26 protein-coding genes and 1 pseudogene are annotated in these 25,839 nt (G+C 45.4%); 19 read left to right on the top strand and 8 right to left on the bottom strand.

Annotation, left to right across the window (positions count from 1 at the left end):
- Positions 1-14: 14 nt before the first annotated feature.
- The 4 genes from K0A89_06730 to K0A89_06745 all read left to right on the top strand — a co-directional run bounded on the left by K0A89_06730 (position 15) and on the right by K0A89_06745 (position 4,910).
- A complete protein-coding gene (locus K0A89_06730) occupies positions 15-674 on the top strand; it encodes a hypothetical protein (GenBank protein MBW6518180.1) in 660 nt (219 codons plus the stop codon).
- A gap of 17 nt (positions 675-691) precedes the next feature.
- Positions 692-2,278, top strand: a complete 1,587-nt coding sequence (pyrG, locus tag K0A89_06735) for a CTP synthase (glutamine hydrolyzing) (GenBank protein ID MBW6518181.1) — start codon at positions 692-694, stop codon at positions 2,276-2,278.
- 30 nt (positions 2,279-2,308) lie between these two features.
- Positions 2,309-3,592, top strand: a complete 1,284-nt coding sequence (gene aroA / locus K0A89_06740) for a 3-phosphoshikimate 1-carboxyvinyltransferase (protein ID MBW6518182.1) — start codon at positions 2,309-2,311, stop codon at positions 3,590-3,592.
- A 457-nt stretch (positions 3,593-4,049) separates the two neighbouring features.
- Positions 4,050-4,910: a coiled-coil protein gene (locus K0A89_06745; protein MBW6518183.1), complete on the top strand. Its 861-nt coding sequence runs from the start codon at positions 4,050-4,052 to the stop codon at positions 4,908-4,910.
- Here the strand turns inward: K0A89_06745 and K0A89_06750 are convergent.
- A complete protein-coding gene (locus K0A89_06750) occupies positions 4,907-5,107 on the bottom strand; it encodes a hypothetical protein (protein MBW6518184.1) in 201 nt (66 codons plus the stop codon). The two genes, K0A89_06745 and K0A89_06750, sit on opposite strands and share 4 nt — an antisense overlap.
- A 186-nt stretch (positions 5,108-5,293) precedes the next feature.
- Positions 5,294-5,668: pseudogene (locus K0A89_06755) on the bottom strand (tRNA (pseudouridine(54)-N(1))-methyltransferase TrmY).
- 61 nt (positions 5,669-5,729) lie between these two features.
- Between K0A89_06755 and K0A89_06760 the strand changes: the two are divergent.
- Together K0A89_06760 and K0A89_06765 are read left to right on the top strand one after the other, a co-directional pair.
- Complete coding sequence (locus tag K0A89_06760) at positions 5,730-6,362, top strand: metallophosphoesterase family protein (protein ID MBW6518185.1); 633 nt, start codon at positions 5,730-5,732, stop codon at positions 6,360-6,362.
- Positions 6,363-6,378: 16 nt separating this feature from the next.
- The gene (locus tag K0A89_06765; protein MBW6518186.1) at positions 6,379-7,137 is read left to right on the top strand and encodes an AAA family ATPase; all 759 of its coding nucleotides are present in this window, start codon (positions 6,379-6,381) and stop codon (positions 7,135-7,137) included.
- 18 nt (positions 7,138-7,155) lie between these two features.
- Here the strand turns inward: K0A89_06765 and K0A89_06770 are convergent, their stop codons facing one another.
- From K0A89_06770 to K0A89_06780, 3 genes are read right to left on the bottom strand one after another with little or no spacing between them, the layout of a single operon-like run.
- Complete coding sequence (locus K0A89_06770; protein MBW6518187.1) at positions 7,156-7,641, bottom strand: DUF2318 domain-containing protein; 486 nt, start codon at positions 7,639-7,641, stop codon at positions 7,156-7,158.
- Between the two features lie 2 nt (positions 7,642-7,643).
- The gene (locus K0A89_06775; protein MBW6518188.1) at positions 7,644-8,300 is read right to left on the bottom strand and encodes an ABC transporter ATP-binding protein; all 657 of its coding nucleotides are present in this window, start codon (positions 8,298-8,300) and stop codon (positions 7,644-7,646) included.
- 1 nt (position 8,301) lies between these two features.
- A complete protein-coding gene (locus K0A89_06780; GenBank protein MBW6518189.1) occupies positions 8,302-9,459 on the bottom strand; it encodes an FtsX-like permease family protein in 1,158 nt (385 codons plus the stop codon).
- Between the two features lie 112 nt (positions 9,460-9,571).
- Here K0A89_06780 and K0A89_06785 point away from each other — a divergent pair, with 112 nt between their 5' ends.
- From K0A89_06785 to K0A89_06825, 9 genes are all read left to right on the top strand, one after another.
- Positions 9,572-10,492, top strand: a complete 921-nt coding sequence (locus K0A89_06785; protein ID MBW6518190.1) for a triphosphoribosyl-dephospho-CoA synthase — start codon at positions 9,572-9,574, stop codon at positions 10,490-10,492.
- On the top strand, positions 10,489-11,073 hold the full coding sequence (locus tag K0A89_06790; protein ID MBW6518191.1) for a DUF447 family protein: 585 nt from the start codon (positions 10,489-10,491) through the stop codon (positions 11,071-11,073). Before K0A89_06785 ends, K0A89_06790 begins: the two co-directional genes overlap by 4 nt.
- A gap of 150 nt (positions 11,074-11,223) precedes the next feature.
- Positions 11,224-11,589, top strand: a complete 366-nt coding sequence (locus K0A89_06795) for a roadblock/LC7 domain-containing protein (protein ID MBW6518192.1) — start codon at positions 11,224-11,226, stop codon at positions 11,587-11,589.
- An 8-nt stretch (positions 11,590-11,597) separates the two neighbouring features.
- Positions 11,598-13,046, top strand: a complete 1,449-nt coding sequence (locus K0A89_06800; GenBank protein ID MBW6518193.1) for a hypothetical protein — start codon at positions 11,598-11,600, stop codon at positions 13,044-13,046.
- Positions 13,047-13,070: 24 nt separating this feature from the next.
- The gene (locus K0A89_06805) at positions 13,071-13,370 is read left to right on the top strand and encodes a hypothetical protein (protein ID MBW6518194.1); all 300 of its coding nucleotides are present in this window, start codon (positions 13,071-13,073) and stop codon (positions 13,368-13,370) included.
- Positions 13,370-13,696 carry a hypothetical protein gene (locus K0A89_06810; GenBank protein MBW6518195.1) on the top strand — a complete coding sequence of 109 codons (327 nt, stop codon included), beginning with the start codon at positions 13,370-13,372 and terminating at the stop codon, positions 13,694-13,696. The genes K0A89_06805 and K0A89_06810 overlap by 1 nt, the downstream gene beginning before the upstream one ends.
- Before the next feature lie 16 nt (positions 13,697-13,712).
- Positions 13,713-16,040, top strand: coding sequence for a cache domain-containing protein (locus K0A89_06815; GenBank protein ID MBW6518196.1), 2,328 nt, complete (start codon positions 13,713-13,715; stop codon positions 16,038-16,040).
- Between the two features lie 60 nt (positions 16,041-16,100).
- Complete coding sequence (locus K0A89_06820) at positions 16,101-16,469, top strand: response regulator (GenBank protein MBW6518197.1); 369 nt, start codon at positions 16,101-16,103, stop codon at positions 16,467-16,469.
- A gap of 91 nt (positions 16,470-16,560) precedes the next feature.
- Positions 16,561-17,511: a tyrosine--tRNA ligase gene (locus tag K0A89_06825; protein ID MBW6518198.1), complete on the top strand. Its 951-nt coding sequence runs from the start codon at positions 16,561-16,563 to the stop codon at positions 17,509-17,511.
- Positions 17,512-17,592: 81 nt separating this feature from the next.
- On the opposite strand, the gene K0A89_06830 is transcribed toward K0A89_06825, so the two are convergent.
- Positions 17,593-19,638, bottom strand: a complete 2,046-nt coding sequence (locus K0A89_06830) for a sodium-translocating pyrophosphatase (protein MBW6518199.1) — start codon at positions 19,636-19,638, stop codon at positions 17,593-17,595.
- Between the two features lie 140 nt (positions 19,639-19,778).
- Positions 19,779-20,075, bottom strand: a complete 297-nt coding sequence (locus tag K0A89_06835; protein MBW6518200.1) for a hypothetical protein — start codon at positions 20,073-20,075, stop codon at positions 19,779-19,781.
- Positions 20,076-20,420: 345 nt separating this feature from the next.
- Here K0A89_06835 and K0A89_06840 point away from each other — a divergent pair, with 345 nt between their 5' ends.
- Positions 20,421-21,971: an AarF/ABC1/UbiB kinase family protein gene (locus tag K0A89_06840; GenBank protein MBW6518201.1), complete on the top strand. Its 1,551-nt coding sequence runs from the start codon at positions 20,421-20,423 to the stop codon at positions 21,969-21,971.
- Between the two features lie 191 nt (positions 21,972-22,162).
- Positions 22,163-23,170: a HEAT repeat domain-containing protein gene (locus K0A89_06845; GenBank protein ID MBW6518202.1), complete on the top strand. Its 1,008-nt coding sequence runs from the start codon at positions 22,163-22,165 to the stop codon at positions 23,168-23,170.
- 106 nt (positions 23,171-23,276) lie between these two features.
- Here K0A89_06845 and K0A89_06850 read toward each other — a convergent pair whose 3' ends face one another.
- Positions 23,277-24,425: an NAD(P)/FAD-dependent oxidoreductase gene (locus K0A89_06850; GenBank protein ID MBW6518203.1), complete on the bottom strand. Its 1,149-nt coding sequence runs from the start codon at positions 24,423-24,425 to the stop codon at positions 23,277-23,279.
- A 440-nt stretch (positions 24,426-24,865) separates the two neighbouring features.
- Between K0A89_06850 and K0A89_06855 the strand changes: the two genes are divergently transcribed.
- Both K0A89_06855 and K0A89_06860 read left to right on the top strand, forming a co-directional pair.
- On the top strand, positions 24,866-25,069 hold the full coding sequence (locus tag K0A89_06855; GenBank protein MBW6518204.1) for a hypothetical protein: 204 nt from the start codon (positions 24,866-24,868) through the stop codon (positions 25,067-25,069).
- A gap of 2 nt (positions 25,070-25,071) precedes the next feature.
- Positions 25,072-25,329, top strand: coding sequence for a type II toxin-antitoxin system RelE/ParE family toxin (locus K0A89_06860; protein MBW6518205.1), 258 nt, complete (start codon positions 25,072-25,074; stop codon positions 25,327-25,329).
- The last annotated feature ends 510 nt before the right edge of the window (positions 25,330-25,839 follow it).

The following is a 25,839-nucleotide window of genomic DNA, read 5'->3' on the forward strand; positions in this document are numbered from 1 at the left end:
AGAGGCCGCTACTAGTGCAGCAGATACATATTAACCGCAATCCGGGTAATGCCATTGAATTTGACAGTCCTGAGATCACCGTGCCTTTAAGACCGGGAAATGATTGTAGTTTTGAAATAGTGATAAGTAATTATGGCAGTCCTACCCATGTTCATCTTTCAGCTGACAATCATGTCAGGAAATATGTCAAGTTCTTGCACGAGAATCCTTATGTGGCAAACCAGGAATATTTGCCGGTAGTGGTACATCTTCCTGCAGAGCACGAATGGGTTGAAGGGGAGATCAAGGTGGCTACCGGTTATGGTGCACAATCAGATACTTTTAAGATATTCATCGGGATCAAACAGGCTGAGGCCAAAACCAGGCACACCGTTGATGTTGACGAAAGACTGGGCACTCCCCGTTATTTGAAAAATACCACCTATGCGTTACCATCTGATATGAGTAATGAACAAGATAGCAATTATGAAAAAGCAGACGTGTCGGACAGGCATGCTCATCAGTTTGACAAATATCTTATGCCCTTGCTCCTGGTCCTGATAGCGTTGATGGTATTGCTGGCCACATTTACATTCAACATGATCGATAAATTAACAGGAGCTGTGGCTGCATCTATCATACTGATGGTGATCCTGATGTACGCTGCAATACATTTACTGAAAAAAAATGAATGAAATAATTGAGGGATCTTATGAAATATGTCATTGTAACCGGCGGTGTGATGAGCGGACTTGGTAAGGGTATTACCGCCGCTTCAATGGGAAGGATATTAAAAAACAAAGGTTACGATGTGACGGCCATTAAGATTGACCCGTACATCAATATCGACGCCGGGACAATGAGTCCTTTCCAGCACGGCGAGGTTTTTGTGTTGAAGGATGGCGGGGAAGCTGACCTGGACCTGGGTAACTATGAGCGGTTCCTTGACATTGAACTCACCCGGGAGCATAACATTACAACAGGGAAAGTGTACCAGGCGGTCATCAATAAGGAACGCCGGGGCGATTACCTGGGCAAGACCGTACAGATAATTCCCCATGTCACGAACGAAATAAAGGAGAGGTTAAGGAACGTTGCCAGGAACAGCGGTGCCGAGATATGCCTGGTGGAAGTGGGGGGCACGGTCGGCGATATTGAGAGCATGCCGTTTTTGGAAGCAGTACGGCAATTGCATAACGAAGAGGACACTGAGGACGTGGTATTCATCCACGTGACCCTTGTACCCATGGACCCCCAGGGGGAACAAAAAACAAAACCGACACAGCATTCGGTCAAGGAACTGCGCCAGTTGGGTCTTCACCCCGACATGATAGTTACCAGATGTAAAAAGCCAATGCTGCCCGGTACCAAGGAAAAGATAGCCCTGTTCTGTGACGTGCCGGCAAAAGCGGTGATAAGCGCCCACGATGCCGAAGATATTTACATGGTGCCCCAGAGGCTGGAAAATGAAGGTGCTGCGGATTACCTGCTGTCCAAGCTGGGCCTGAAATCCAGGGATGACCTTAAAGAGTGGGACCGGATGGTGGAAAAGATGCGCTCGGCCAGCGGTTCAGTGGATGTTGCCGTTGTCGGCAAGTATACTGACCTGGAAGATTCGTACCTGAGCATCAGGGAAAGCCTGAAACATGCGGGCATTGAGGTGGGGTGCAAGGTAAATGTCCACTGGCTGGATGCAGAGGATTTCGAGAAAGAGCCGGGCTCCATTGACAAGCTCTCAAAGTATGATGGAATACTTGTGCCCGGTGGGTTCGGTGTAAGGGGGACCGAGGGCAAGATCATGGCGATACAATACGCGAGGGAGCACAATAAACCATATCTGGGATTATGCCTGGGAATGCAGACCGCGGTTATTGAGTTTGCCAGGAACGTTTTGGGATATGAAGATGCCAACAGCTCGGAACTGGCTTCTACCGGACATCCGGTGATAGACCTTTTGCCTGAACAGGAAGGAGTGATGGATATGGGGGCTACAATGAGGCTCGGTGATTATTTTGCTGAACTGACCCCGGGAAGCCTTGCCAATAAACTGTATGGCATTGATGTGATAATTGAACGACACCGCCACAGGTATGAAGTCAACCCGAAGTACATTGATGAAATAGAAGATGCGGGATTGAAATTCACTGGCAGGAACAAGAACCGGATGGAGATTGCCGAAATTCCCGGACACAGGTTCTTCTTTGCCAGCCAGTTCCATCCAGAGTTCAAGAGCAGACCCAACAGGCCTTCGCCACCGTTTTTGGGTTTCGTCAGGGCCATGTTCGAGAAAAACAAGTAATACTCATTTATGATGCGGTTTTGGTGAACAATGAAGGCGAAAATTAACTGTTCTGTCCTGAAGGGTAAGGTACTTGCGCCCCCTTCCAAGAGTTATACCCACAGGGCCGTAGTCATGGCATCACTGGCAGAAAGGAGTATAATCAACCGTCCCCTGCTGTCTGCCGATACTGTTGCCACCATTCGGGCATGCAGGGCACTGGGTGCTGTGATACGGGAGGAGAATGACAGCCTCATTGTAGAAGGTGTGAAAGGAAAACCAATCACGCCCGACAATGTTATCGATGTGGCAAACAGCGGAACCACGTTACGGCTTCTGATGGCGGTAAGTGCCCTGTGTGACGGTACAACGGTGCTGACCGGGGATGATTCTATCCGCACCCGGCCTAACACGCCGCTTATTGGTGTCCTGAACCAGCTTGGAGCCAGCGTTCTGTCCACCAGGGGTAATGGGATCGCACCTATTGTGGTAAAAGGCCCGATGAAAGGTGGTGAGGCAGTGATGGATGGCAGTATCAGCAGCCAGTTCTTCTCAGCATTGCTCACGGCCTGCCCGCTGTGCAGGACCAGAACCGTTGTCAAGGTGGACGGTGAATTAAAATCCAGGCCGTATGTGGAAATTACTATTGAAATGCTGGAAAATGCAGGTATTGCAATCGATCTTGTTGAAGGTGATAATGGGAACCTGTCTTTTATTATTCCACCGAACCAGGTATACAGGCTGACCGAATACACAGTGCCAGGGGATTTTTCTTCAGCTTCATACCTGCTGGCTGCCGGTGCACTTGCAGGCAGCGGATTAATTGTGGGGGGTTTGTATCCGAACAGGCAGGGCGATGCTGCCATTATACCCATAATGCAGGACATGGGTGCCGACCTTGAATGGGACCGGGAACGAGGTGAGGTAAAGGTGAACAAAAGCCAGTTGACGGGTGTTACCGTTGATGTGAGCATGACACCTGACCTGGTACCTACACTTGCGGTGCTGGGTGCGCTATCCCGGGGCGAGATGGTCATTACGAATGCCCAACATGTCAGGTACAAGGAAACTGACCGCTTGCATGCCATGACTGTGGAACTGGCAAAGATGGGAGTGGCTATCAGGGAGGAACCTGACCGGCTGGTGATACGGGGCGGCGGCCTTCATGGTGCACAGGTGAGCGGCTGGCACGACCACCGTATTGTAATGGCTTTGACCGTAGCAGGATTGGTTGTCGGAGATACGGTGATTGATACGGCAGAGTCAGTTAAAATCTCATATCCGGGGTTCTTTGAAACCATAAAGGCACTTGGCGGAGATAGTACACTGGAATGAATTCTCTTTCAGGACTGTCATTTCTTATAGCCTTTTTACCAGATACTATTTCTCTTGTGTACAATAGGGAGGAACATTGAATCCCCTGACATCCTGATAATAAGGGATACAACAGCCTGAAATCACCCGAAAAGGTTAAAAGGATGTAATTACCTTAAAGCTCAAACACCAAAGCATTCATAGTTGCTTTGATCGTGATAATACTTGTGGATTCCGCGGGAATAAGAAGGACAGACTATATAAACATTAGATTTTTTTAAGAATCAATTTTTCAGTAGTATCCTTTAGCTCATGAAGTATTTCACCAATCAGGTACGATGGAAGCCAAAATGTGAAACGTAAACCGAAGTGGCCATGAAACCAAAGTGTGTTGAAAGGTTGCTCTCGTACGGTATCGTGCATTATGAGGTGCATGAAATACCAGCATTCATTGCTGGAGAAGGAGGACTATTAGGTAATGCTAGATGAACTGCAAAAAAGGAAAACTGAACTTAAAATAAAGTCAGAAGAGTACAAGGAAAAGCGTAACGATCTCAATACCGAAGCCAGTGCGTTGGCTTCCAGGCGGAACGAACTTAACAAACGCACAAAAGAACTCATTGAAGAAGCACAGGAAATTAAGACCCAGAGAGATTCCAACAATGAATCTGTGGGTACGAACAAGACCCTGCGTGATGAATTGAATGAGAAGGCCAATAAATTTTATACTCAGATCGACAAAATCAGGAAAGATCTGAATCTTAGTACCGGTCCATCCTTAAAAGAGATGAGACATGAAATTGATACTCTTGAATTCAAGCAGCAGACCACGGTAATGAAACCCAGTGCTGAACGCGAACTGGTTGAAAAGATCGGGCATCTCACCGATGAGTTCAAGCGCCGCAAGACACAACTTGAAGGTAACCAGGAACTCAAAACACTTCTTGAAGAAGCACAGAAATTACGGGATGAGGCCTCTGTATACCATGAACAGGTGAAGGTGTTTGCCGATGCAGCCCAGGAATATCACGAAAAGATGATTGCCACCTTCAAAGAGGCTGATAAGGTCAGGGCAGAGTCTGATTCAGTACACAAGGATTTCGTAAAGGTCCAGGAATCTGCCGATGAACAGCACGCCCAGTTCATAAAGACCCAAAAAGAGATACGGGATATTGATAAGACCTTAATGGGTCTTCGAAGAAAAGGCAAGAAAACAAAGGATTCTGCTGTCATGGCCCAAACCAAGATCGATGCAGAAGAGATATTCTCCCAGTTCAAACTGGGTGAAAAGATCAGTACAGAAGACTTGCTTGTATTGCAGAGGTCAGGGTTGCTTTAATCGCACCCTTTCCTTCTACTATTTTTTCTGTCAAGTTCATTATTGACCACAATGATACAGTGGTCAGCATGCAGGCTCAAGGGTCCCACGTTCAGGGAGCTGGCACCTGCACCTATAATTTTTTGCTCCTCATCGGTTGTCATACCTTCATGGTCGCCCAGGATGAATATAGCCCGTTTGGGCAAGGGTCCCTTCATCTCATCCCTTATATCTATACCGTCTTCATGGAGGTAATACAGTTTGCATCCTATGTCTTCAACAGCACTCGCTCCGACATCCTCATTTTCTCTCCCCCTGGTATCATCATCTATCTCCCTGCCGGCATCCTTATTTACCCTTCCGCCGGCATCATTATCGCTACTATTCCCATTCCCATCATCAATACCGGTGTCGATGTTCAATTCGGCCAGCAGGTCTTCAAGGCCTCCCTGCCGTACCCATACGCCGGGTGTGGATTCTTTCCACCTGATTGCCGACTTCAACTCCAGTGCTTTTTTGATAAGAGAACCGCTGCTGCGCTCGTCAGGGTTAAGGTAACGCACATCCCGGCCGCTGATCTTTACTATCTTCGGTGGTCCTGGAACGCCCAGCAGTACCAGGTAAATCACGGTATCCCTGCGCAGGTCATGGCTTAAGAACAATGCCGAGTTTACGCAACGGCACATTATATCCATCCTGCCTGCACTACCCGGAAGGTCGTTGAGACTGAACTGTCCGTCAGTTACGGCCCTGTGTCCCACTACAATAAACTCTCGCATGCAAATGTACAATGCACAAGACATATATCTGTTTAACGTACATGAATTGATAGGTAATTACATGAAACTACTGGCACTATCAGACTTTCACGGAGATTTCTCAAAAGTGCAGGCTCTGCTTGAACATGCGGGTGAGATCGATGGTGTGCTGATTTCGGGTGATATTACTCATTTCGGGCCTGATGAGAGGGCACGTGAACTTATCGACATGTTCGATATGCCTGTACTGGCCATACCCGGTAACTGTGACCTGCCCGGCATCCTTGAGGTGCTGGATAGTTCCCGTGCAATTAACCTGCATAAGAAATGTTATTCTATGGGTGATGCAAGTTTTATGGGGCTGGGAGGTTCGAACAGTACTCCTTTTAACACGCCGTTCGAACTGACTGATGAAGATATGGAAGAAGCACTTGATGGTATGCTGAAGTCCTGTTCTGGTATCAGGAATATATTATTGAGCCACGCGCCCCCCTTTGGTCATGTGGATGAACTTTCTATAGGGCACGTGGGCAGCCATGCAATTGCCAAATTCCTGAACCACTTTGACCTTATCGTATGCGGCCATATTCACGAGGCCAGGGGTTTGGTTGTGAGCGGGAATACTACCATGGTCAATGTCGGGGTGGCATCTCATGGGTACGGTGCATTGATAATCTTGAACGACACTATTTGCGTAGAACTTATTGAAGTATAAACGCATCTTTCAATGTATGAAAATCGCTATAACAGGAAAAGGAGGGGTGGGCAAGACCACCCTGGCAGGTACGCTGGCACGGCTTATGGCACGGGACGGTATGGATGTCCTGGCAATTGATGCGGACCCGGATATGAACCTGGCGTCTGCGCTGGGTATTGATAATCCGCCCGGTCCTTTGACCGATTATAAGGAATTTATTGACGAGCGGGCGGGTGGTCCGGACGGGATGTTCAAATTGAACCCGAAGGTAGACGATGTGGTGGAGCGTTTCGGGGTGGTCGGGCCTGATGGAGTGAAGATGCTCATCATGGGTACCGTGGAGCGGGGCGGGTCAGGTTGCATGTGTTCCGCGTCGTCGTTCTTGAGGGCATTGCTGCGTCATGTAGTGTTCAGGGAATCGTCTGTGGTCATCATGGATATGGAAGCTGGCATCGAGCATCTGGGCAGGGGTACCACGAAGGGTATCGACCTGATGATAGTGGTGGTGGAACCGGGTTCCCGCAGTCTTGAGACAGCTGAGCGGATAAAGAGGTTGGGTACCGAACTTGGGATAGGGAAGTTTGCTGCTGTGATAAATAAGGTCAGGGAGGGGGATATCGGTGTTGTTGAATCCAGGCTGGAAGCACTGGGGATTCCTGTGCTGGGAATGCTTCCCTATGATATTTCAATGGTGGAGGCTGACCTTAACGGACAACCTCCTTTGAAGAGCGGCGGCCTGGCCGTTGATGCAATGAAAGATGTCAAAGACAGGCTGTTATCGGGCCAATATTGATACCAGTATAATTTTCCTTCAACCTACCTGTACCGTATCGCCATAAGCAGTTATGGCATCATTGATATTCATGACTATCTGCCCGTTCTGGACAGTATATGCCACCTCTTCTTTTGGATATGCCACACATCCGCCGCTGATACCATTTCCTGTATCGGCTTCAAATAGAGTGCCGCATGAATCACACACCAGGACGCCGTTATCCAGGGTGAATCCTATACTGTTGCATGGCGGGCATACATTTGCCCTGACATATGTCTTGCCATCGAGGTTGTAGGCCATAAATGCAAGCGGACCATAATTGCTGGTCGGCACATTGAAATGGACATTGGTATACTTGTCAACATCGCTCTGGGGAATGCTTACCTGGTCCCCTGATACCGTTGCCGTTATCCATTTAGCTTTTACCGGGCCCGATTGTGTGTTAGACTCTCCGGTACATCCGGCTGTGACCAGTACCAGTCCTGCCAGTAATACTGTTATCATAATGTGTTTTGGTTTCATATTCATGTTTCTCCTATGATTTTTCCGTCTTCGATATTGATGATCCTATCAGAACCCGCAGTAAGAGCTTTGCTATGGGTTACCATGACCAGCGTAACCTTTTCAGACACTGATTCGAGCAGGGATAGTATGTTGGCACCTGTCTTCTGGTCAAGTGCCCCTGTTGGTTCATCGGCCAGGATAATGTCAGGTTTCATTACCAGTGCCCTGGCAATAGCCACTCTTTGCTGCTCGCCGCCCGATAATTCGCCTGGTTTATGCTTCAGGCGGTGGGACAGGCCAACCAGCTCAAGTGCTTCCTCCACGCGCCCGTCCATGTTATCATTTGCAAATATCATGGGCAGTGCCACATTCTCTGCTGCGGTAAGGGTAGGTATCAGGTGGAACTGCTGGAATACGTGTCCAATGGTACGCCGTTTCAGGTTGATTATGGCTTTTTTCGACATCTTCGCCACCTCTTCACCCTTAATGCTGACCGTACCTGTGGAGGGGGTATCCAGAAGGCCCATGATATTGAGCAGCGTGGTCTTGCCGCTGCCGGATGGCCCCATGATGCAGATGAACTCCCCGCTTTCAATGTTCAGGTCTGTTTCATTCAGAATGGTGATGGATTGATCGCCCAGGTTGTATGACCTGGTAACGCCTGCAAGTGTTATCATATCAGACATCCCTCAACACCTCCACCGGGTCGATGTCAAGCGCGCGCCTGGCCGGGGGGTAAGCTGCAACCATACAGATGAGCATGGATATAACGATAACAATGGGGAGCAGGTCATACAGGGGATGCACAACTGCATCAAAGAGCATCGGCCCGAAGAGCATTGCTGCTACCGTTCCCCCGGCAAACCCGATGACTCCGCCAATAAATCCGATGATGGTGCCCTCCAGCATCACCATGAACGTTATCTGTCCGTCACTGGCACCCACTGCGCGCATGATCCCTATCTCTTTGGTCTTTTCATTGATCGCCGCCAGCATCGTGGATGCTACGGTCATGGCACTGACCAGGATCGTCACCAGTGCCACTGCCATTGCAGATGATTTGGTCTTTTCGATCATTGCCATCTCGCCCATGACTATCTGGCTGATGGCCCTTGCCTCCACACCAGGGACGGCACCCTCTATCTGGCGGCTCATCTCCTCCACCGGACAGTCATTACACAATGCACGGACCTCTGCAGTGCTGACCAGACCAGGTCTTTCGAGCACTGCCTGTGCATCATGCAGGTTCATAATAATAAATGCATCTTCAGCAGCTCCTGTACCTCCCAGTACACCGCTAACGGTAAAATTTCGCGCGTGGCCATTATTTACCTGGAAAACATCCCCGACTCCAAGGCGGAGATTGTGTGCAATATCCGTGCCCAATAATACTTCTCCTTCCTCCGGCCATTCACCTTCTATCTTCCACCAGGGTTTGAGCCGGCTTTCCTGCGCGGAATTAATACCCAGAAGAACTGATTTTGTGGCGTTAACTTCAATGATCCCGTACAGTTTTGGCGCTACTACTGCTATGTTCGCTTTATTTTCAATGCTATAAATCAGTCCCAGATCAGATTCGTTGATATAATTGTCTCCTGTGGCGAGAGTGCCTAGTGTCGTGGAGCCGGCAAGCAATGATACCTGTTCTGTCCTGGGTTTAATGATAATATTGGCGCCGTATTTAGAAGCCTCATCCCATAGTCCATCCTCGGCTGCCGAAAAAATAGTAGTAATGGCAGCAAAAGCAGAAACTGCGATTGCTACACTCAGTAAAGCTAACAGAAGTTTAGCCTTACGTCTGGTCAAATCCTTTACCGTAATGTTGAGCATCTGCATGGCTTTACAATAACTGTAAAAGGATATATAGTTTACGACAAATGTAAACGAGTTCCTCGTTATTGTAATAACAGCAGGATAATATATTATCGGCACATAAAATCCAGCCAGAATGCCAGACCCAGTGCATATCACCTATAATGATCACCGTATAGCCCAGTATGCCCAACTTGCCATGATACTGGAAGTATGTGCCACTCCCAAACCCGGCAACGTGGACAGGGACCACAACTATCCCGATACCAGACTTGAACATTTCCTGGCTTCGGCTGTAAGTGTCTACCCGGTTGTTGAGATGGCTTCTCAAGACAACATGGGTATTGGCAGATACATCCACGAGGCCGTCCTTGAAAGCGGCAAATGGCAACTGGGGGGGAATACTCATTTTGGCGCTTTTCTGCTTCTCATGCCTCTGGTAATGGCAGCAGGGAAACTTGAAAACAAGAACCAGAACACACCTGCGATTTTCCCGGAGCTGAAAAGGATGACCGTGGAACTGGTGCAAAATACTACTGTGGATGATGCGGTTGAGGTCTACAGGGCATTTTCAAAGGCAGGGGTGAAGGTAAAAGATGTATCAGAACTTGACCTGAACGACCCGGCATCTATTGACAACATCAGGAGCAATGGGACCACATTATACCAGTTGATGGAGATATCATCTTCGTATGATATGATCGCGAGGGAGTGGACCGGCGGGTTCCCTCTTACCTTTTCCTGTGCAAGCAGCATTCTTGGGAAAAAGGAACAGATATGCTTAAATGATGCAGTTGTATGGAGTTTCCTTGAGATACTCGCCAGGAATCCGGATACGTTCATCGGGATAAAGTTCGACACCCAGAGAGCAGAAAATGTTTCTGGAAGGGCAAAGGACATTATTCATACCATTGAGCGTTCAGGATTTGATAATGCAAAGGATGACATCCGCACCTTTGATGAAGAACTGATACGTGATGGTATAAATCCCGGGTCAACTGCAGACATTATAATAGCCGGTTTGTTCATTGCATTGATGGGAGGGCTGAAAGTTTGAATCCGGAACTTGACAGGTACGGTTTGTGGGAGGGTATCAACGAGGTCATTATGACAACGGTTTCTTTGGATGGGAAACCCAATGCGGCACCCATAGGTATCATCAGGCATGACGGTAAGCTCACGGTCAGGGTATACAATGGCTCGCATACGTATACCAATATCATGGAAACAGGTCTGCTGGCAGCCAATATGGTCTATGACCCGGTATTGTTTGTGCGCTGCGCATTGTCTGATATGGGAGAGGAAGAGTTCGAGTTCATAGCGACAGACGATGGCAGGATTTTTCCGGTAATAGTGGATTGCAGTGCATGGATGCTTTTTCACGTGGAGCATACCAGAGGTGAAAATCTGCTGGTGGCTGAATTGAAAACCATAACCGGCACGATCAGGACCCAGGAAATAAGACCGGTAAATCGAGCTTTCAATGCGGTCATCGAAGCAGTGATTCTCGCCACACGTTACAAGGTTTTTAAAATGGAAAAATATTTAATACAGATGGAAGCATACAGTAATATTATATATAAATGTGGAGGGAGTATAGAAAAAAAAGCATATGAGCTCATATTCAGGTTATTGTAATTAGGATTTTCACTATACATACCTGCAATTAAAAATTTAAGATGTTAAAACACGCTGTAATAACCTATTCAAAGCTATGCAATGACATACAGATTAATTTAACCATATACTGACTACTCTGAATTTTAGATAACAGAAGGTGGAAAAATCTTGACTACAACAACTGAAATGCTTCAGGAGATACTTGCCAACCTGAAAAATCTGGGAAGCATTGAAGCATGTGCAATAGCCAGTCGTGACGGTTTATTAATGAGTTCAGATATGCCCGAGGGTGTGCTGGGTGAAACATTCGCCGCCATGTCAGCTACTATGCTGGGAGCTGCTGAAACAGCTGCATCCGAACTCAATAAAGGAATACCGGGTCGAGTTATTGTCGAATCGAAAAACGGGAAATTGATTTGCATGGGTGCGGGACCAAAAGCACTGCTTGTTGTTATGACCGAGCATGATGCCGGACTCGGTTTGATTTTACTGGAAATTGAAAAGGCAGTTGCTCAAATAAAGGAAATCATTTAGGGGTTTTTATGAAGCAAGTTATATCAGGAATTTCCGGGCTTGATGAAATACTTGGTAAAGGTTTTATCAGGCCGTCCACTGTTCTTATTGGGGGTGTAATGGGTACAGGAAAGACAACATTTACCATGCAAAGCCTATTCAATGCCGCAAGGGAAGATGAGATATGCATGTACATTACTGCCATATCAGAACCCATTGCCATGATAAACACGTTCATGTCGCGATTTAGTTTTTACAGTATTTCTATGATGGGGAAGGGGAACGTGAAGTATGTTCCACTTGACCCGGAACAGATCAAAAAGGGTACTTCAGCTATTGTCCAGGAGATCGAACGTAACATTGAAGTTATCAAACCGGACCGCATTGTCATTGACCCGGTGAATGTGCTTACAAGCTGGATGGATGAGCGCGAGAAAAGGGAATTCTATTATCATCTATTTAATAAAATGAAAGGATGGAATTCACTGGTACTGATCACCGGTGAATTTTCCGGGGAACATATTTTAAAAGACGCGATCAGTTACATTGCAGATGGGGTTATCTACCTTTCAAATGAACGATTGAGACATAAACGGGTGAGGCATCTGGAAGTACTCAAAATGAGGGGACAGAAGTATCTGTCCGGCAAACATTCATTTGAGATCACTGATGATGGTTTTGAGGTTTATCCCTCGCTGCTTCCTGGTGCAAGGGAATCACTGACCTATGAGCATGTTCCCACGGGAATTAAAGGACTGGATAATATGACCAATGGTGGTTTTATCCGGGGTAGCAATGTGTTGTTGAGCGGTGGGAGCGGAACCGGAAAGACCTTGATAGGTCTCCAGTTCATTGTAGATGGTGCAACTATGGGCGAGCCAGGTGTCATTGTTAGCCTTGAAGAGGATCCGGTGCTGCTTCGGAATAATGCGGCACGTTTTGGCTGGAACCTGGAAAAACTGGAAGCAGATGGTTTACTTAAAATAATATATTCAAATGTTAGTCAACTTGACGTGAACAAGCTGGCTCTTGAAATGAAAACCATCATTGAGGAATTGGGTGCCAAACGCGTGGTCCTGGACGGGGTCAATAATTTGAAGATAGCACTGCTGGACGATTTGAGTATGGGTGAATATATATCTGTCCTGTCACGGTATTTTTCATCCAGGAACATCATTTCGCTGTTTACCAATGAGACCTCAGAACTAATGGGTTCTTCCACCATCACAGGAAATGGTACATCTGTAGTGATGGACAGCATCATCCTGTTGCGATATGTTGAAATCCAGAGCGAAATGAAAAAAACTATTTCTGTCCTGAAAATGAGGGGCAGCAACCATGATAAAGAGATCAGGGAACTGGTTATCAATCAAAAGGGTGTTGAAGTCAAACTACCCTTCACTGAATATTCTGGTTTGATGTCAGGTAATCCAGTAAAATCTCCATCACAGGCTTTTGTGGAAGCATTCAAAAAATAACATATCGTTAGATGGGTGATTATAATGGACTATCATATAATGATTGACTTGCTTCATTTGTATACCTGGATACTGATAAGCATTTTAATCCTTATCACCGGAGCCATCGGTTTCTTTTACCAGAAAAAATTCAATATCAAGACTAATTATAATATATTTATTCTGTCTGCTGTTTTAACATTAAGCGTGGTTCTGAATGGAGGCGAGTTATTAAATATTTATATTGTAGGTTTTATAAATGTTGAACTTATCGAACTATCAGGTATACTGTTCGCTTCATTTTTATCCTTAAAATTATTTAGAGCTATGACAGGAGCCATGTGATGCATCAGGTATCAGGATTGCTGTATGATGAGTTTTCCAGTATAGCTCTTTTATTGATAATTTATGTGTTATACCATCTCAGCCGGCGTCTGGGTGAAGCCCTGCAGATGAAACCGTATTATTACCTATTTATTATTGGTGGTATCATAATTTTCATTTCCTGGATGGCAAATTCTATAATACTGTTCAATCAATCATATATCTCTGATAATGAAATCGTGAAGTACATATTCATAGTAAAATTGATTCGTTCATTTGGTGTGACCCTATGTCTGTTACCGGCCTTGAAATACTGGGGATGGCTGATAAAAGAGATTTTAAATTGATGAATATGAGGACGATATGCAGACATCCATCAGGAAAAGACTTGCATTTGCATTTTTAGTAATTGTTTTAGCTTCTTTTCTCATAGCTGGCGGAGTAGGGTTTTATTTATTCAATACTATGATACAAGCAACCATCCAGCATGATGTTGAACATGACCTGGATGCGGCCGATATCATATTTCATACCCGGTTAATTGATACCGAGGAAATTGTAGAGTATTCGTCAGGTTATTCACAGATACGTGACCCTCTTCTCAACAATGATCATGCTACCCTTCGGCAGGGACTTTTTGACTTATACAATGAACGTTTCAATAATACGATCGAAATTCTTACTGTTACTGATAACCATGGGGTAGTGGTTGCCAGGGCCAGAAATCCTGCAATGTTCGGGGATTCGTTGGAAAACAACCCCCTCATCAGGCAGGCATTAATGGGTGAAACAGTATCGTCTGTAGAAATTATCAGCCGCGAAGAACTTCTCAAAGAGAATGAATTACTTGCCCAACAGGCATATATGGAGTTCACACTCACCCCGAAAGCAAAACCTCGAAACGAAAACCACTCAACTTCGGGCATGGTATTGATGGCGGCCACTCCCATATATGACGATAACGGTGCCCTGGCAGGAGTGCTGTACGGAGCAGACCTGATTAACCGTGATTACGCAATTGTGGACCTGATTAAAGACGCATTATACATGGATGAGATGGACGATGGAAGGAATGTGGGTACTGTGACCATCTTCCAGGATGATTTCAGGATATCTACGAATGTTTTGACAGATGAGAGGGAACGGGCCATAACCACCAGGGTATCGCAGGAGGTCAACGATGCAGTACTGGAGAGGGGAGAATCATGGAATGACAGGGCTTTTGTGGTGAATGCCTGGTATGTTACTGCCTATAAACCGATACGCAATTTTGAAGGCGATATCATTGGTATATTGTACGTGGGGATACTTGAGCAGCCATATATTGATGCGGGATATAAGATACTATTAGCCTATATCGGCTTCCTGTTATTAGGTTTTCTCATTTCTATGTTTATATCACGCTATTTTACAGCATCTATCATCAGCCCTATCAATAAATTAATAGAAGGTACTGAAGCAATAGCAAAAGGGGAGTTTAAAGGCTTACAAGTAACCACACATGATGAAATCGGGAAACTCTCAACAGCATTTAATGATATGGCTGTGGAATTACAACAGACAATGGCTAAACTGATCTCATCTAAGAATGAAGTAGAGACCATATTTGAAAGTGTCAGTGATGTTGCCTGCGCCCTGGATATGGATATGAGAATCACCTTTGCGAATAGAATGGCAAAAGACCTGTATGGTGATGATATCATTGGAAAATCCTGTTATCAGGTATTTGAAGGAAGAAGTGAGGTGTGCGATGACTGCCCTTCGATTATATCGATGGAAACGGGAAATATCACACGGACGATCCACATTATTACCGATGAGGTTGGTGCTTCCTCCTATTTTGAGATTACCGGTTCACCGGTAAGGGATGAACAGGACAATATTACAGGCACGGTAATGATACGCAGGGATATTACCGAGCAAAAGACACTCGAAAACGAATTAAGGGAATCATACGTGAATCTTGAGACCACTTATGAAGAACTGAAACAGCTTGATACAATGAAATCTGAGCTGGTTGCCAATATATCTCATGAAATACGCACGCCATTGACTTCAATCAGGGGATATACTGAACTGTTGCTGGATGGTACATTAGGCAAGACCACGGAGCAACAGCTTAAAAGCATGAAAGTGGTGCTGAGAAATGTTGATAGACTAACCCGGATGATATCAAATGTCCTGGACCTGTCCAGGTTTGACCAGCAGGAACGGGTGGTCAGAGAAGTTGGACTGAAGAAGATTATCAAGCATGCTGTCGATGATTTAGGGAAAGAGGCAAATGATAAGGGTATCGATGTGACTGTTGAGGTGTCGGATACCCTGGTACTGGAATGTGATGCTGATGCACTGGAGCAGGTGTTTATTAATCTGCTGGGAAATGCAATAAAATTCACCAATAACGGTGGTAGTGTATCCATACATGCATATTACGAGGATAAACATCATATTCATGTTGAGATTCGTGATACCGGGATTGGGATTCCTGAAGATAAATTTGAGTTTATATTTGACAGGTTTTACCAGGTAGATGCCAGTTCTACCCGCAACTACGGGGGCACCGGTCTGGGACTTGCCATAACGAAAAAGATAGTGGAATGGCATAAAGGGGCCATATGGGTACGGAACAATCCGGATGGGAGCAATGGAAGTGTTTTTCACATTATTCTTCCAATAAAGCATAATGAATGAAATGTATAGCTATAAATAATATAAACTTCAGAAATAGATATAAGCCGGAGGAGAACTTTTTTGGCAAAGATATTGATAGTGGATGATGAACCTGATACCGTAGACCTTGTGAAACTTGTACTGGAAACCGAGGGATTTCAAACCTCTGTTGCATACAACGGAGAGGAAGCTCTTGAAAAGGTCAAGAGCGATAAACCTGATCTTGTGTTACTTGACATCATGATGCCAAAAATGGATGGCTGGGCAATCAGAAAGAAGATCATCAATGACGAAGAGACCCGGGACATACCTATTGTCATGTTGACTGCCAAGGCCCAGCCGATCGATAAGATGATCGGGTTGCATGTGATAGGTGTAACGGATTATATTACCAAGCCGTTCGGCCGGAAAGAAATCATTGATAGTGTGAAGAAGGCGCTTGGGGAGTAAGTACGGCGTATTATTTGCCGGTTCAGGCGGTAGATATATTTATATTATCTAAAAGAGTGTACTCTGGAATCTACCAGGTGGTTGAATCGTAATGGACAGACTCTCACTTATCAAGCGCAATACTGAAGAGATTGTAACACAGGAAGAACTTGAAGCTCTTATTGAAGCAAAAGAAGCCCCTACTGCTTATGTTGGATATGAACCCAGTGGTAAGATCCATATGGGCCATGTCCTGACCGTGAACAAACTCCTTGACCTGCAACATGCGGGTTTTAAAGTCACGGTGCTGCTGGCGGATGTCCATGCTTACCTGAACCAAAAGGGAACCATGGAAGAGGTCAGGAAAATTGCAGATTTTAATAAGGAGTGTTTTATTGCGCTGGGCCTGGATGAGGATAAGACCAATTATGTTTATGGTTCTGATTACCAGCTTGAACCTGATTACATGTTGAACGTGCTGAAACTGGCCAGGGCAACCACCCTGAACCGTGCCAGGCGGAGTATGGACGAGGTGAGTCGCAATGCTGACAATCCTATGGTCTCCCAGATGGTATACCCTCTTATGCAGGCAGTGGACATTGCCATGCTGGGTGTGGATGTGGCGGTTGGTGGCATTGACCAGCGTAAGATACACATGCTTGCAAGGGAAGGATTGCCGGGACTTGGTTTCAAAGCACCAATCTGCATCCATACACCTATCCTGCTGGGACTGGACGGTAAGAAGATGTCTTCATCTTCAAATAACTTCATTTCCATGGATGACACAGCGAGTGCGTTAAAGAAAAAGGTCAATAAAGCGTTCTGTCCCGAAGGTGAGATTGCAGATAACCCGGTGCTGGCACTGTTCAAGTACCACATTATCCCGCGGTACGAAAAAATTATTATCGAGCGGCCTGAAAAGTATGGTGGTGACCTTCATTATGAATCCTATGAAGAGATGGAAGCTGCCTTTGCATCAAAGGAATTGCATCCCATGGACCTGAAAAGCGGTGCTGCTGATTACATGAACAGGATACTTGAGCCTGTGCGCAAAAAGATGTAATATGACCTTGAATTGAAATAATTATTTTTTAAAAAAAGTATTAAGAAGGGGAAAGCCCCTTCTTAAAATAAGATTTTATCCTTAAAACAGCCCGGAATTTATGAACAGGGCAGCGAACAGGATCGAGATCATGTTCACTACCTTGATAAGGGCATTCAGCGCCGGACCTGACGTATCCTTGAACGGGTCGCCAACGGTATCGCCCACTACGGCAGCTTTATGTGCCTCTGAACCTTTACCGCCGTACGCTCCGTTCTCGATGGTCTTTTTGGCATTATCCCATGCGCCTCCGCCGTTCGCCATCATCAGGGCCATCAATAGACCGACTACAATGATACCGATGAGCAGGCCAGCGAGTGCTTCTTTACCGAGCACCATTCCAACAACCAGGGGTACTCCGATAGCCATGATGCCGGGGAGTGCCATTTCCCTGATGGCAGCTTTGGTAACAATGTCTACACACTTGCCATATTCGGGTTTGGATGTGCCTTCCATGATGCCGGGTATTTCCTTGAACTGGCGCCTGACCTCGTTGACCACTTCAAATGCGGCTTTTCCGACCGCTTTCATAGTGACGGCACTGAACAGGAATGGCAGTAATCCGCCAATGAACAGACCTACCAGCACAAGCGGATTGGAAAGACTAAGGTCACTTGCAGTCAGGTCAACTTTGTGTGTGAAATCAGCGAACAGGGCCAGTGCGCCCAGTCCTGCAGAACCGATAGCATATCCTTTGGTCACTGCTTTCGTGGTGTTACCTACACTATCAAGGGCATCGGTGGTCTTTCGGGTTTCTTCAGGCAGGTTTGCCATCTCGGCGATGCCACCTGCATTATCGGTAATCGGACCGTACGAATCAAGGGCAACAATGATGCCTGTGGTCGAGAGCATTGCTGCTGCTGCGATTGCTATGCTGTACATGCCGACAATTTCCTGGCCCGGGATAAACCCTCCGCCAACATAGAACGCTCCCAGGATGCCGGTAGCTATCACGATAACAGGCAGTCCTGTGCTTTCAAGACCTACGGCAAGGCCGGTGATAATATTGGTACCTGCGCCGGTCTGTGAGGAATCAGCGATGGATTTCACAGGCCTGAACGAACCGGATGTGTAGTATTCGGTAATTATTACCATCAAAACCATAATGACCGTGCCGATAAGGGCAGAGTAATAGAATTTGATATCCCCCATCAGCATATCGGTTACGAAATAGAACAGTACAAGACTGATAATAGCCGCTACCGCCACGCCTTTATACAGTGCTTTCATGATCTTCCCGTCATCACCGATCTTGACAAAGAACACCGCAATGATGGATGCCACGATGGCAGATGAACCCAGCATGAGCGGGAACAGAATGGCATTGGGGAACTGGCCAATAACAAGACCGCCAAGCAGCATAGCTGCCAGTGCTGTGACCACATAGGTTTCGAACAGGTCGGCACCCATGCCGGCACAGTCGCCTACATTGTCGCCCACGTTATCAGCAATGACACCGGCATTTCGGGGGTCGTCCTCGGGAATGCCTGCTTCGACCTTACCCACAAGGTCAGCACCTACATCGGCTGCCTTGGTAAATATGCCTCCGCCGACCCTGGCGAACAGGCTTATAAGACTGGCACCGAAACCAAAGCCAATGACCATGTCAACACTTTCAGGTTCTGCGCCGAAAAGAATAAAGAAGCCGCTGGTACCCAGCAGTGCCAGACCGACAACGGCCAGACCGGTAACAGCGCCACCCTTAAATGCCACATCCATGGCACTCTTCAAGCCTTCTTTCGCTTTCTGGGCGGTCCTGACATTGGCCCTGACCGAGACATTCATGCCGATATACCCTGCAAGTGCCGAACTCACAGCACCGACCAGGAATCCGATGGTTGTCTTCACGTTCAATCCGTTCTCTTTTGGCAGTGCTATGAACATGGCAACTGCCAGTATCACTGCGACTATAGCAATGGTCTTATACTGGCGGTTCAGGTATGCCATTGCACCTTCCTGTATCGCTCCGGATATTTCCTGCATTTCTGGTGTGCCAGGGTCGCTTTTGAGTACTTTCTTTGCGAAGATCCCGGCAAATACCAGACTTAACAATCCTGCCAGAGGGGCAAGATATAATAATTTGTCCATGTATTTCCTCCTCTCGAATCAATAACTATTCTAATAGTTTTTTGCTGAATTACAGCAATAAATGTATTAGCAAAGCTAAATCTGGCGTTTAATAGTTTACATATATTAAAAGATTATCGGAAGGCATCGAATTGACGGTATTACCCGCCGCAATATCCATAGAGCAGGGATATGGTGTCCCCTTCCTGTAAACAGTGTTCAAGCAGGTCCGGCGGCGCCTCATCATTGACAGTGGCAATACAGCTGTTCAGGTTACCGTTCCTGTTGAGTATCTTGACTTTACCTGAGCCAACTCCTTTTAATGTGCAGGCTTCTTCGATGAGTGTATCTACAGATTCCAGGAAAACGAGAAGAGTAGTATGTTCCGGTATGTCCAGTACCTGTATGTCGCCCATCAGGTCCTTCTGGGTGTAGTCGAATTCGATGGTAACTTTCATGGTTGTATCTCCATTCTATACCGTGTTCCGTTATGGGTATTTATTCTGAAAATTTATTGGATTGATGTTTTACATTTGTAAACCAAAACAGGGTTAATGTGGCCAGTCATATGTATCTTTGGGTCAAGTCAGCCCGGATACATGATTTCTATCTAAAAAATAACCAACCACCCAACAAATAAACTATGTATCCGTACCTTATTAGCAAACCTCCCAGGCGGCAGACTGACCATGTCCGGAGCTAACCACTCCGGGCATATTTGTATTATGTTTTTAATAACCGAATTCGATGAATGAGATTATGCAAACAGATTTAACTAATACCGTTTAATATTTTTACAGATTATGTTAGAAAAATCAGGTCGATATTTCAGGATAATAATTGTTTTCATAAAATACAATCTTTTCTCCCTGTTATACACAGACATCAAGCAGGATTATATTTCTGATAAGAAATGTGCATGCCAGATAGACCAGAAATACCGTAATAATGCAGTCAAACTGAAAAAGGCATTCGAAGAACTGGGACCCACATTTATAAAACTGGGCCAGACCCTGAGCAACAGGCCAGACCTGCTGCCAAGACCGTACATTATGGAACTGGACAAATTGCATGACGATGTGGAAGTATTGCCTTTTGAGAGCATGAGGAGGTCATTCGAAGGGACCTGTATATGTGACACGGTACCTGAAGAACACAGTCCTTTCTGTTACCACTGCAATGATATCCTGGACCTTTATGATGAGTTTGATACAGATCCCATTGCCAGCGCTTCAATAGGCCAGGTATACCGGGCGGTGCTCAAGGGGCGGGAAGTGGCGGTAAAGATTGCCAGACCTGATGTGATAGATACCATAAACCTCGACCTGATGATTTTGAAGGACCTGAAAAGGGTGCTTTTTGGTATGTTAGGTTTCGGGAAGGACTTTGATGTTGACGGGTTCCTGGACGATTTTAAGGATATGCTTACCAGGGAACTTGACTACAAAAGCGAGGCCCTGAACATCGAGCGGTTCAGGGAGAATTTCAAGGGTAACGAGAATGTGAAGATACCGGATGTATTCTGGGATTATACCCGCGACACGGTACTGGTAATGGAGTTTATTTACGGGACACAGATACAGGACGTGCGTGATATTGACGGGGATACGAGGAACAGACTGGTAACTTTGATAAGTGAAAGTTACCTGAAACAAATATACCTGGACGGTTTTTTCCATGCTGATCCCCACGGCGGGAACATTATAGCCCTTGAAAACGGCAGTATCGCCTTGCTGGATTTCGGTGCTGTTGGTGTGCTTGACAGTGAACTCCAGTGGAACCTGTTCAACCTGTTCTACGGGGTGTATAAAAGAGATGTGGATATAGCTGCGGATTATTTCTTCAGGATAGGGTTCGTGAAGGATAGGAACATTGATATGCATGCGTTCAAGGAGGACATGGACATGCTCATATCCAGGCAGCATTTCAGTAAGGCCGGGGAGAAGCAAAGCGATAATTACGTGATGCTGGCGGTAAAATACAATATTTCCATGCCCAGGATATTCTCACGACTGGAGCGGGCACTGTTCCTGGTCGAGGATGTCTGTATGAAACTTGACCCCGCGTTCAATATCATGGACGAGGCAGAAGCACTGGTCGGAAAGTCAATGCGTGCCAGGTTCAGTCCCGAAATGGTTGCGAAGAATAGCCAGAAGGATGCGACAAATTATTATATGATGTTCAGGTCACTGCCGGAAAGGGTTGAACAGACATTGAATTCTCTGGATTCTTTTTTTCTGTCCATGGAGAGAAATACGGCATCCCGGCAACAAAGATACCGTATCTTGAAAAAAGGGATGTTCATGCTTTCAATTGCGGTATTGGCTGCTGCAATTCTTGTCTGGTTCACCTGAAATATCCTGCCGACCTCATCAACAAATGGAATATTTCGGTCTGATGACCCGGGTGGAAACAGATGATGATATTGGGCGGGATTTAAAGGGAACTGTGGGAGAGGGTAGGGATTATTTCGAATACCTTAATACCGATGACTTAATAGTAATATTGGTAGATATTTTTGGTAAATGATACTAAAATCCGGGGGATGCCTTTAAATGATGATGCAAAAGGGCATAAAGAAGCAGTAGACCAAATGCACTATAATTTTTCAATTCTTTTGGACACGAAAAAGGAAGAGGCTTCAACATATCTCCTTTCGCTTGCGAAAGACGAGCATAGCGGTATACGAAAGGGGGCAGCCAGTATCCTGGGTCTGGCCTTCAAGGACATGAGTGACAAGGTTCTGGCGACGAAATACCTGCTTACCCTCACGAAAGATGAGAAAAGCGACGTACGAAGGGGTGCAACTGATGCCCTGGGTTCGGCATTTCAGCATGTCACCGATAAGGACGAGGCATCCACTGAACTACTGGCACTTACAAAAGACGAAGACAGTGGTGTACGGTGGCGTGCAGCTTATGCCCTGCGTTCTGCCTTCCCACATATTACTGATAAATTTCATGCATCTGAAGACCTTCTGAAACTCACCACGGATGAAGACAGCCTCGTAAGAAGGGGGGCAGTAGATGCCCTGGGTTCGGCATTTCCGCATATAATCGATAAGGTCCACGCATCTGGAAATCTCCTGTCATTGACAAAGGATGAGGATAGGGGGGTACGATGGCGGGCGGTTGAAGCACTTGGCTTTGCATTTCAGTATCTGACCGATAAGGTTCAGGCATCTATGGAATTGCTTTCTCTGGCTCAGGATAAGGACAATCTTGTGCGACGGGGGGCGGTGGATGCCATTGGTTTGGCTTTTCAGTATATGAGCAACCAGGAACAGGTATGGAATGGGCTACTGGTGCTCACGAAGGATGAGGACAGCCTCGTGCAATGGGCTGCAGCTGATGCACTTTGCTCGTCATTCCCACACATGACCGATAAAACCAATGCCTGGAACGACCTGGTGGCGCTCACCAGTGATGAGGACCGCAATGTGCGAAGACGGGCTGCCGATTCGATCGGATTGGTATTTCAGTATGTTACCGATAAGGTTCAGGCATCTCATGACCTCCTGGAACTCTCTAAGGGCCGGGACAGCGACGAGTGATGGTGTGCAGGCAAGTGAGGGATATGAGGGGAGTATTTCAACTGGCGGATATGAGAGTGGCGTGAACAGGCCATGCATTCGTTTTTTGGATTATGGTTTTGTGATATTAGAACATGTTTTGTGGTACTGTATACAATAACCGGGTAAAATCAGTTCCTTTGAATTCACTTCTGAGAATTCTTAACATATTTGTTTCATCATAATCGGACAGAGCTTTCAAGAATGCGTAAATGCCTCTCTCAGGGGCCAGTTTATAATAATGCAAAAACATCTTGCACATTTTGAAATGCCTTGTCATATGTGAAATATATGTTTGATAATGCAGCCTGGCAGTCTCCAGGTCATGGGAATTGAGCAATAGGGCCAATTTCCTGGCAGACAATAATGAGAAACGTATCCCTTCACCTAGGAAACAGCTTGACTGTGATGAGGCGTCACCTATCACAAAACAATTATTGAAGGATGGATCTTTTAGCGGTTGATAATATGTCATGGTTCCGCCGTGGATCTCATTAATATTGTTCTCATTGAAATTCTTGACCGTAATAATACCTGAAGATATGAACTCATGAAGAGCGTTCTTTAAATTCACTTTTTTTGTACCGCCTTTTTGGTAAACAAGTTTTCCCAGGCCAATCCTGGCAGTAGTCTTTCCGGTAGGGAAGACCCATGCATATCCTTCAGGGATGATAGTATTACTAAAGAAAAAGTCAAAAGAATCAGCATCGAAATCAAGTCCGGTAGCTTCATATTCCAGTCCATGTGCAAGCCACTGTCTTTGGTAATATGACGGATTAAGATGTTTTAACAGGACTCTTGCCTCGCCGGAAGCATCAACGAAAAGGTCTGCTTTGTAAAGAGTGTCTTCAATTTCAATACTTTCGACGTTGCCATTTTTAAGGGTAACGTTCTCAACTGAAGCAGGATGTATCATTTCGCAATTCATTCTTGCTTTGTCGGACAGGATTTTTATCATTCGTGGAAAGTCCAGGGAATGAAGTACAGGTTTTTCATAGTGGAATTCTTTAGTAAAGCCGTTCCCAAGGATGATTCTAAATCCTTTTGATGAATGACGTACAGCCTCTTCCAGTTCAAAGTCAGTAAGCGTATCAGTAAACGTCCCTGCAGAAGACTTTACAGGAATTCCAAGCTCAGGTTTCCTGTCGACTACCAGGACATTCTTATTTTTAATGGTTCCCGAAAAACCAAGCCCGGCAGGTCCGGCTCCCACCACAATTATGTCATATTTCTCCATATCTTCTCTTTTAATAGTTTATTCAATGATAGGTAATAAAGTATACATTTTAAATTTCATGTGATTTCCTTCCTGTCCAATGATAAGCCCCAGATGACAGATATTGGAATCTCATTATTTCCTGCACCTACTCCCCATCTTCCTCATCACAAGAGGGTGCAGTTGGGTGATATTCAGGAGGGCGGGAGGAGAGTGCAAGAACGAATGGGGCAAGACAGCATTTCTGTGTTTAGGTTATATAATCACATAAATACTATATTTTAACAGCCATGGCAGCACTCCCCCACCTTCCGCTTATAGTTATTGGCGTTTGAGGAGACGGATGGGAAGTACAATTTTGTTTCCTATTTTTGGGGATAACATAAAATGAATGCAAATTCATATTCGTATCATTGATATTCTGACGGTATGTTTAAATAATTATTAATTAATCTATTATTATGGCCGGGATTGCATTTGAAAAGAAGATTTTTGATGAACTTACCCATATAAAAGCTGAATTGGATGAAATAAAAGAGCATATGGTGGATGCAGATACGATCATAAGTGAGGACGAAAGAATACTTGTTTCAGAAAGTTTTAAGCATGAAAAGGAAGGAAAACTTGTTTCTCTTTCTGAGTTCAAAAAAGGTTTCGGTAATTAGAAATGTTTAGGATTTTTCTTGATATTCCTGTCCAAAAATTTCTCAAAAAACTTGATTATAGCATTTCTCAAAGAATTATTGAAGTTGTTGAGATGCTTGCTGAAGATCCTATCCCTCACGATTCAAAGAGGATTATTGGTATAAAGGAGAAAGTTTTCAGGATAAGGGTGGGCAAATTTCGTGTGCTTTACCGAGTTAATTATGAAAACTTTAGTATAGTGATTATTGATATAGATACAAGAGAGCATGTCTATAAGTAATTCACTTTTTCGTTTTCTTTCTATACACTACTTTCAGATTACTCGCTCATCACCTATAATTCCCATTATATGCCGGGTAGAGGGCTGGATTCAGGCGGGCGGGAAGAGAGCGCAGGAACGAATGGGGGGCATGTTCGTTGCAGAATAAATGTGGTATTGGTTTTTGAATAACTCACCGCAAAAGCCGCAAAGTTCACTAAGACATTGTTGCCTTAACTTTGCGTTCTTCGCGTTCTTTGCGGCGGAGTATGATATAAAAAATATATTTTCACAGCCATGCAAACACTCTACCATCTTACACTCCTCGTTTTTGTCCCCATCCGCAGCTATAGGAGCCGGCAAGTCATCTGTAGTAGTTTGTGGAAAGATTGAATCGCGAGGCGGAGTTATACAATTAAGTATAACTATTTATACAATAGACTTCAATTTTATATTTGATCAAAATGTGCCATTCAACAGTTGAGCTTAAGAGATGGGGCAACTCCCTTGGAATAATCATCCCTAAAGACA

Source organism: ANME-2 cluster archaeon, from assembly GCA_019429385.1.
GTDB lineage: Archaea > Halobacteriota > Methanosarcinia > Methanosarcinales > Methanocomedenaceae > Methanocomedens_B.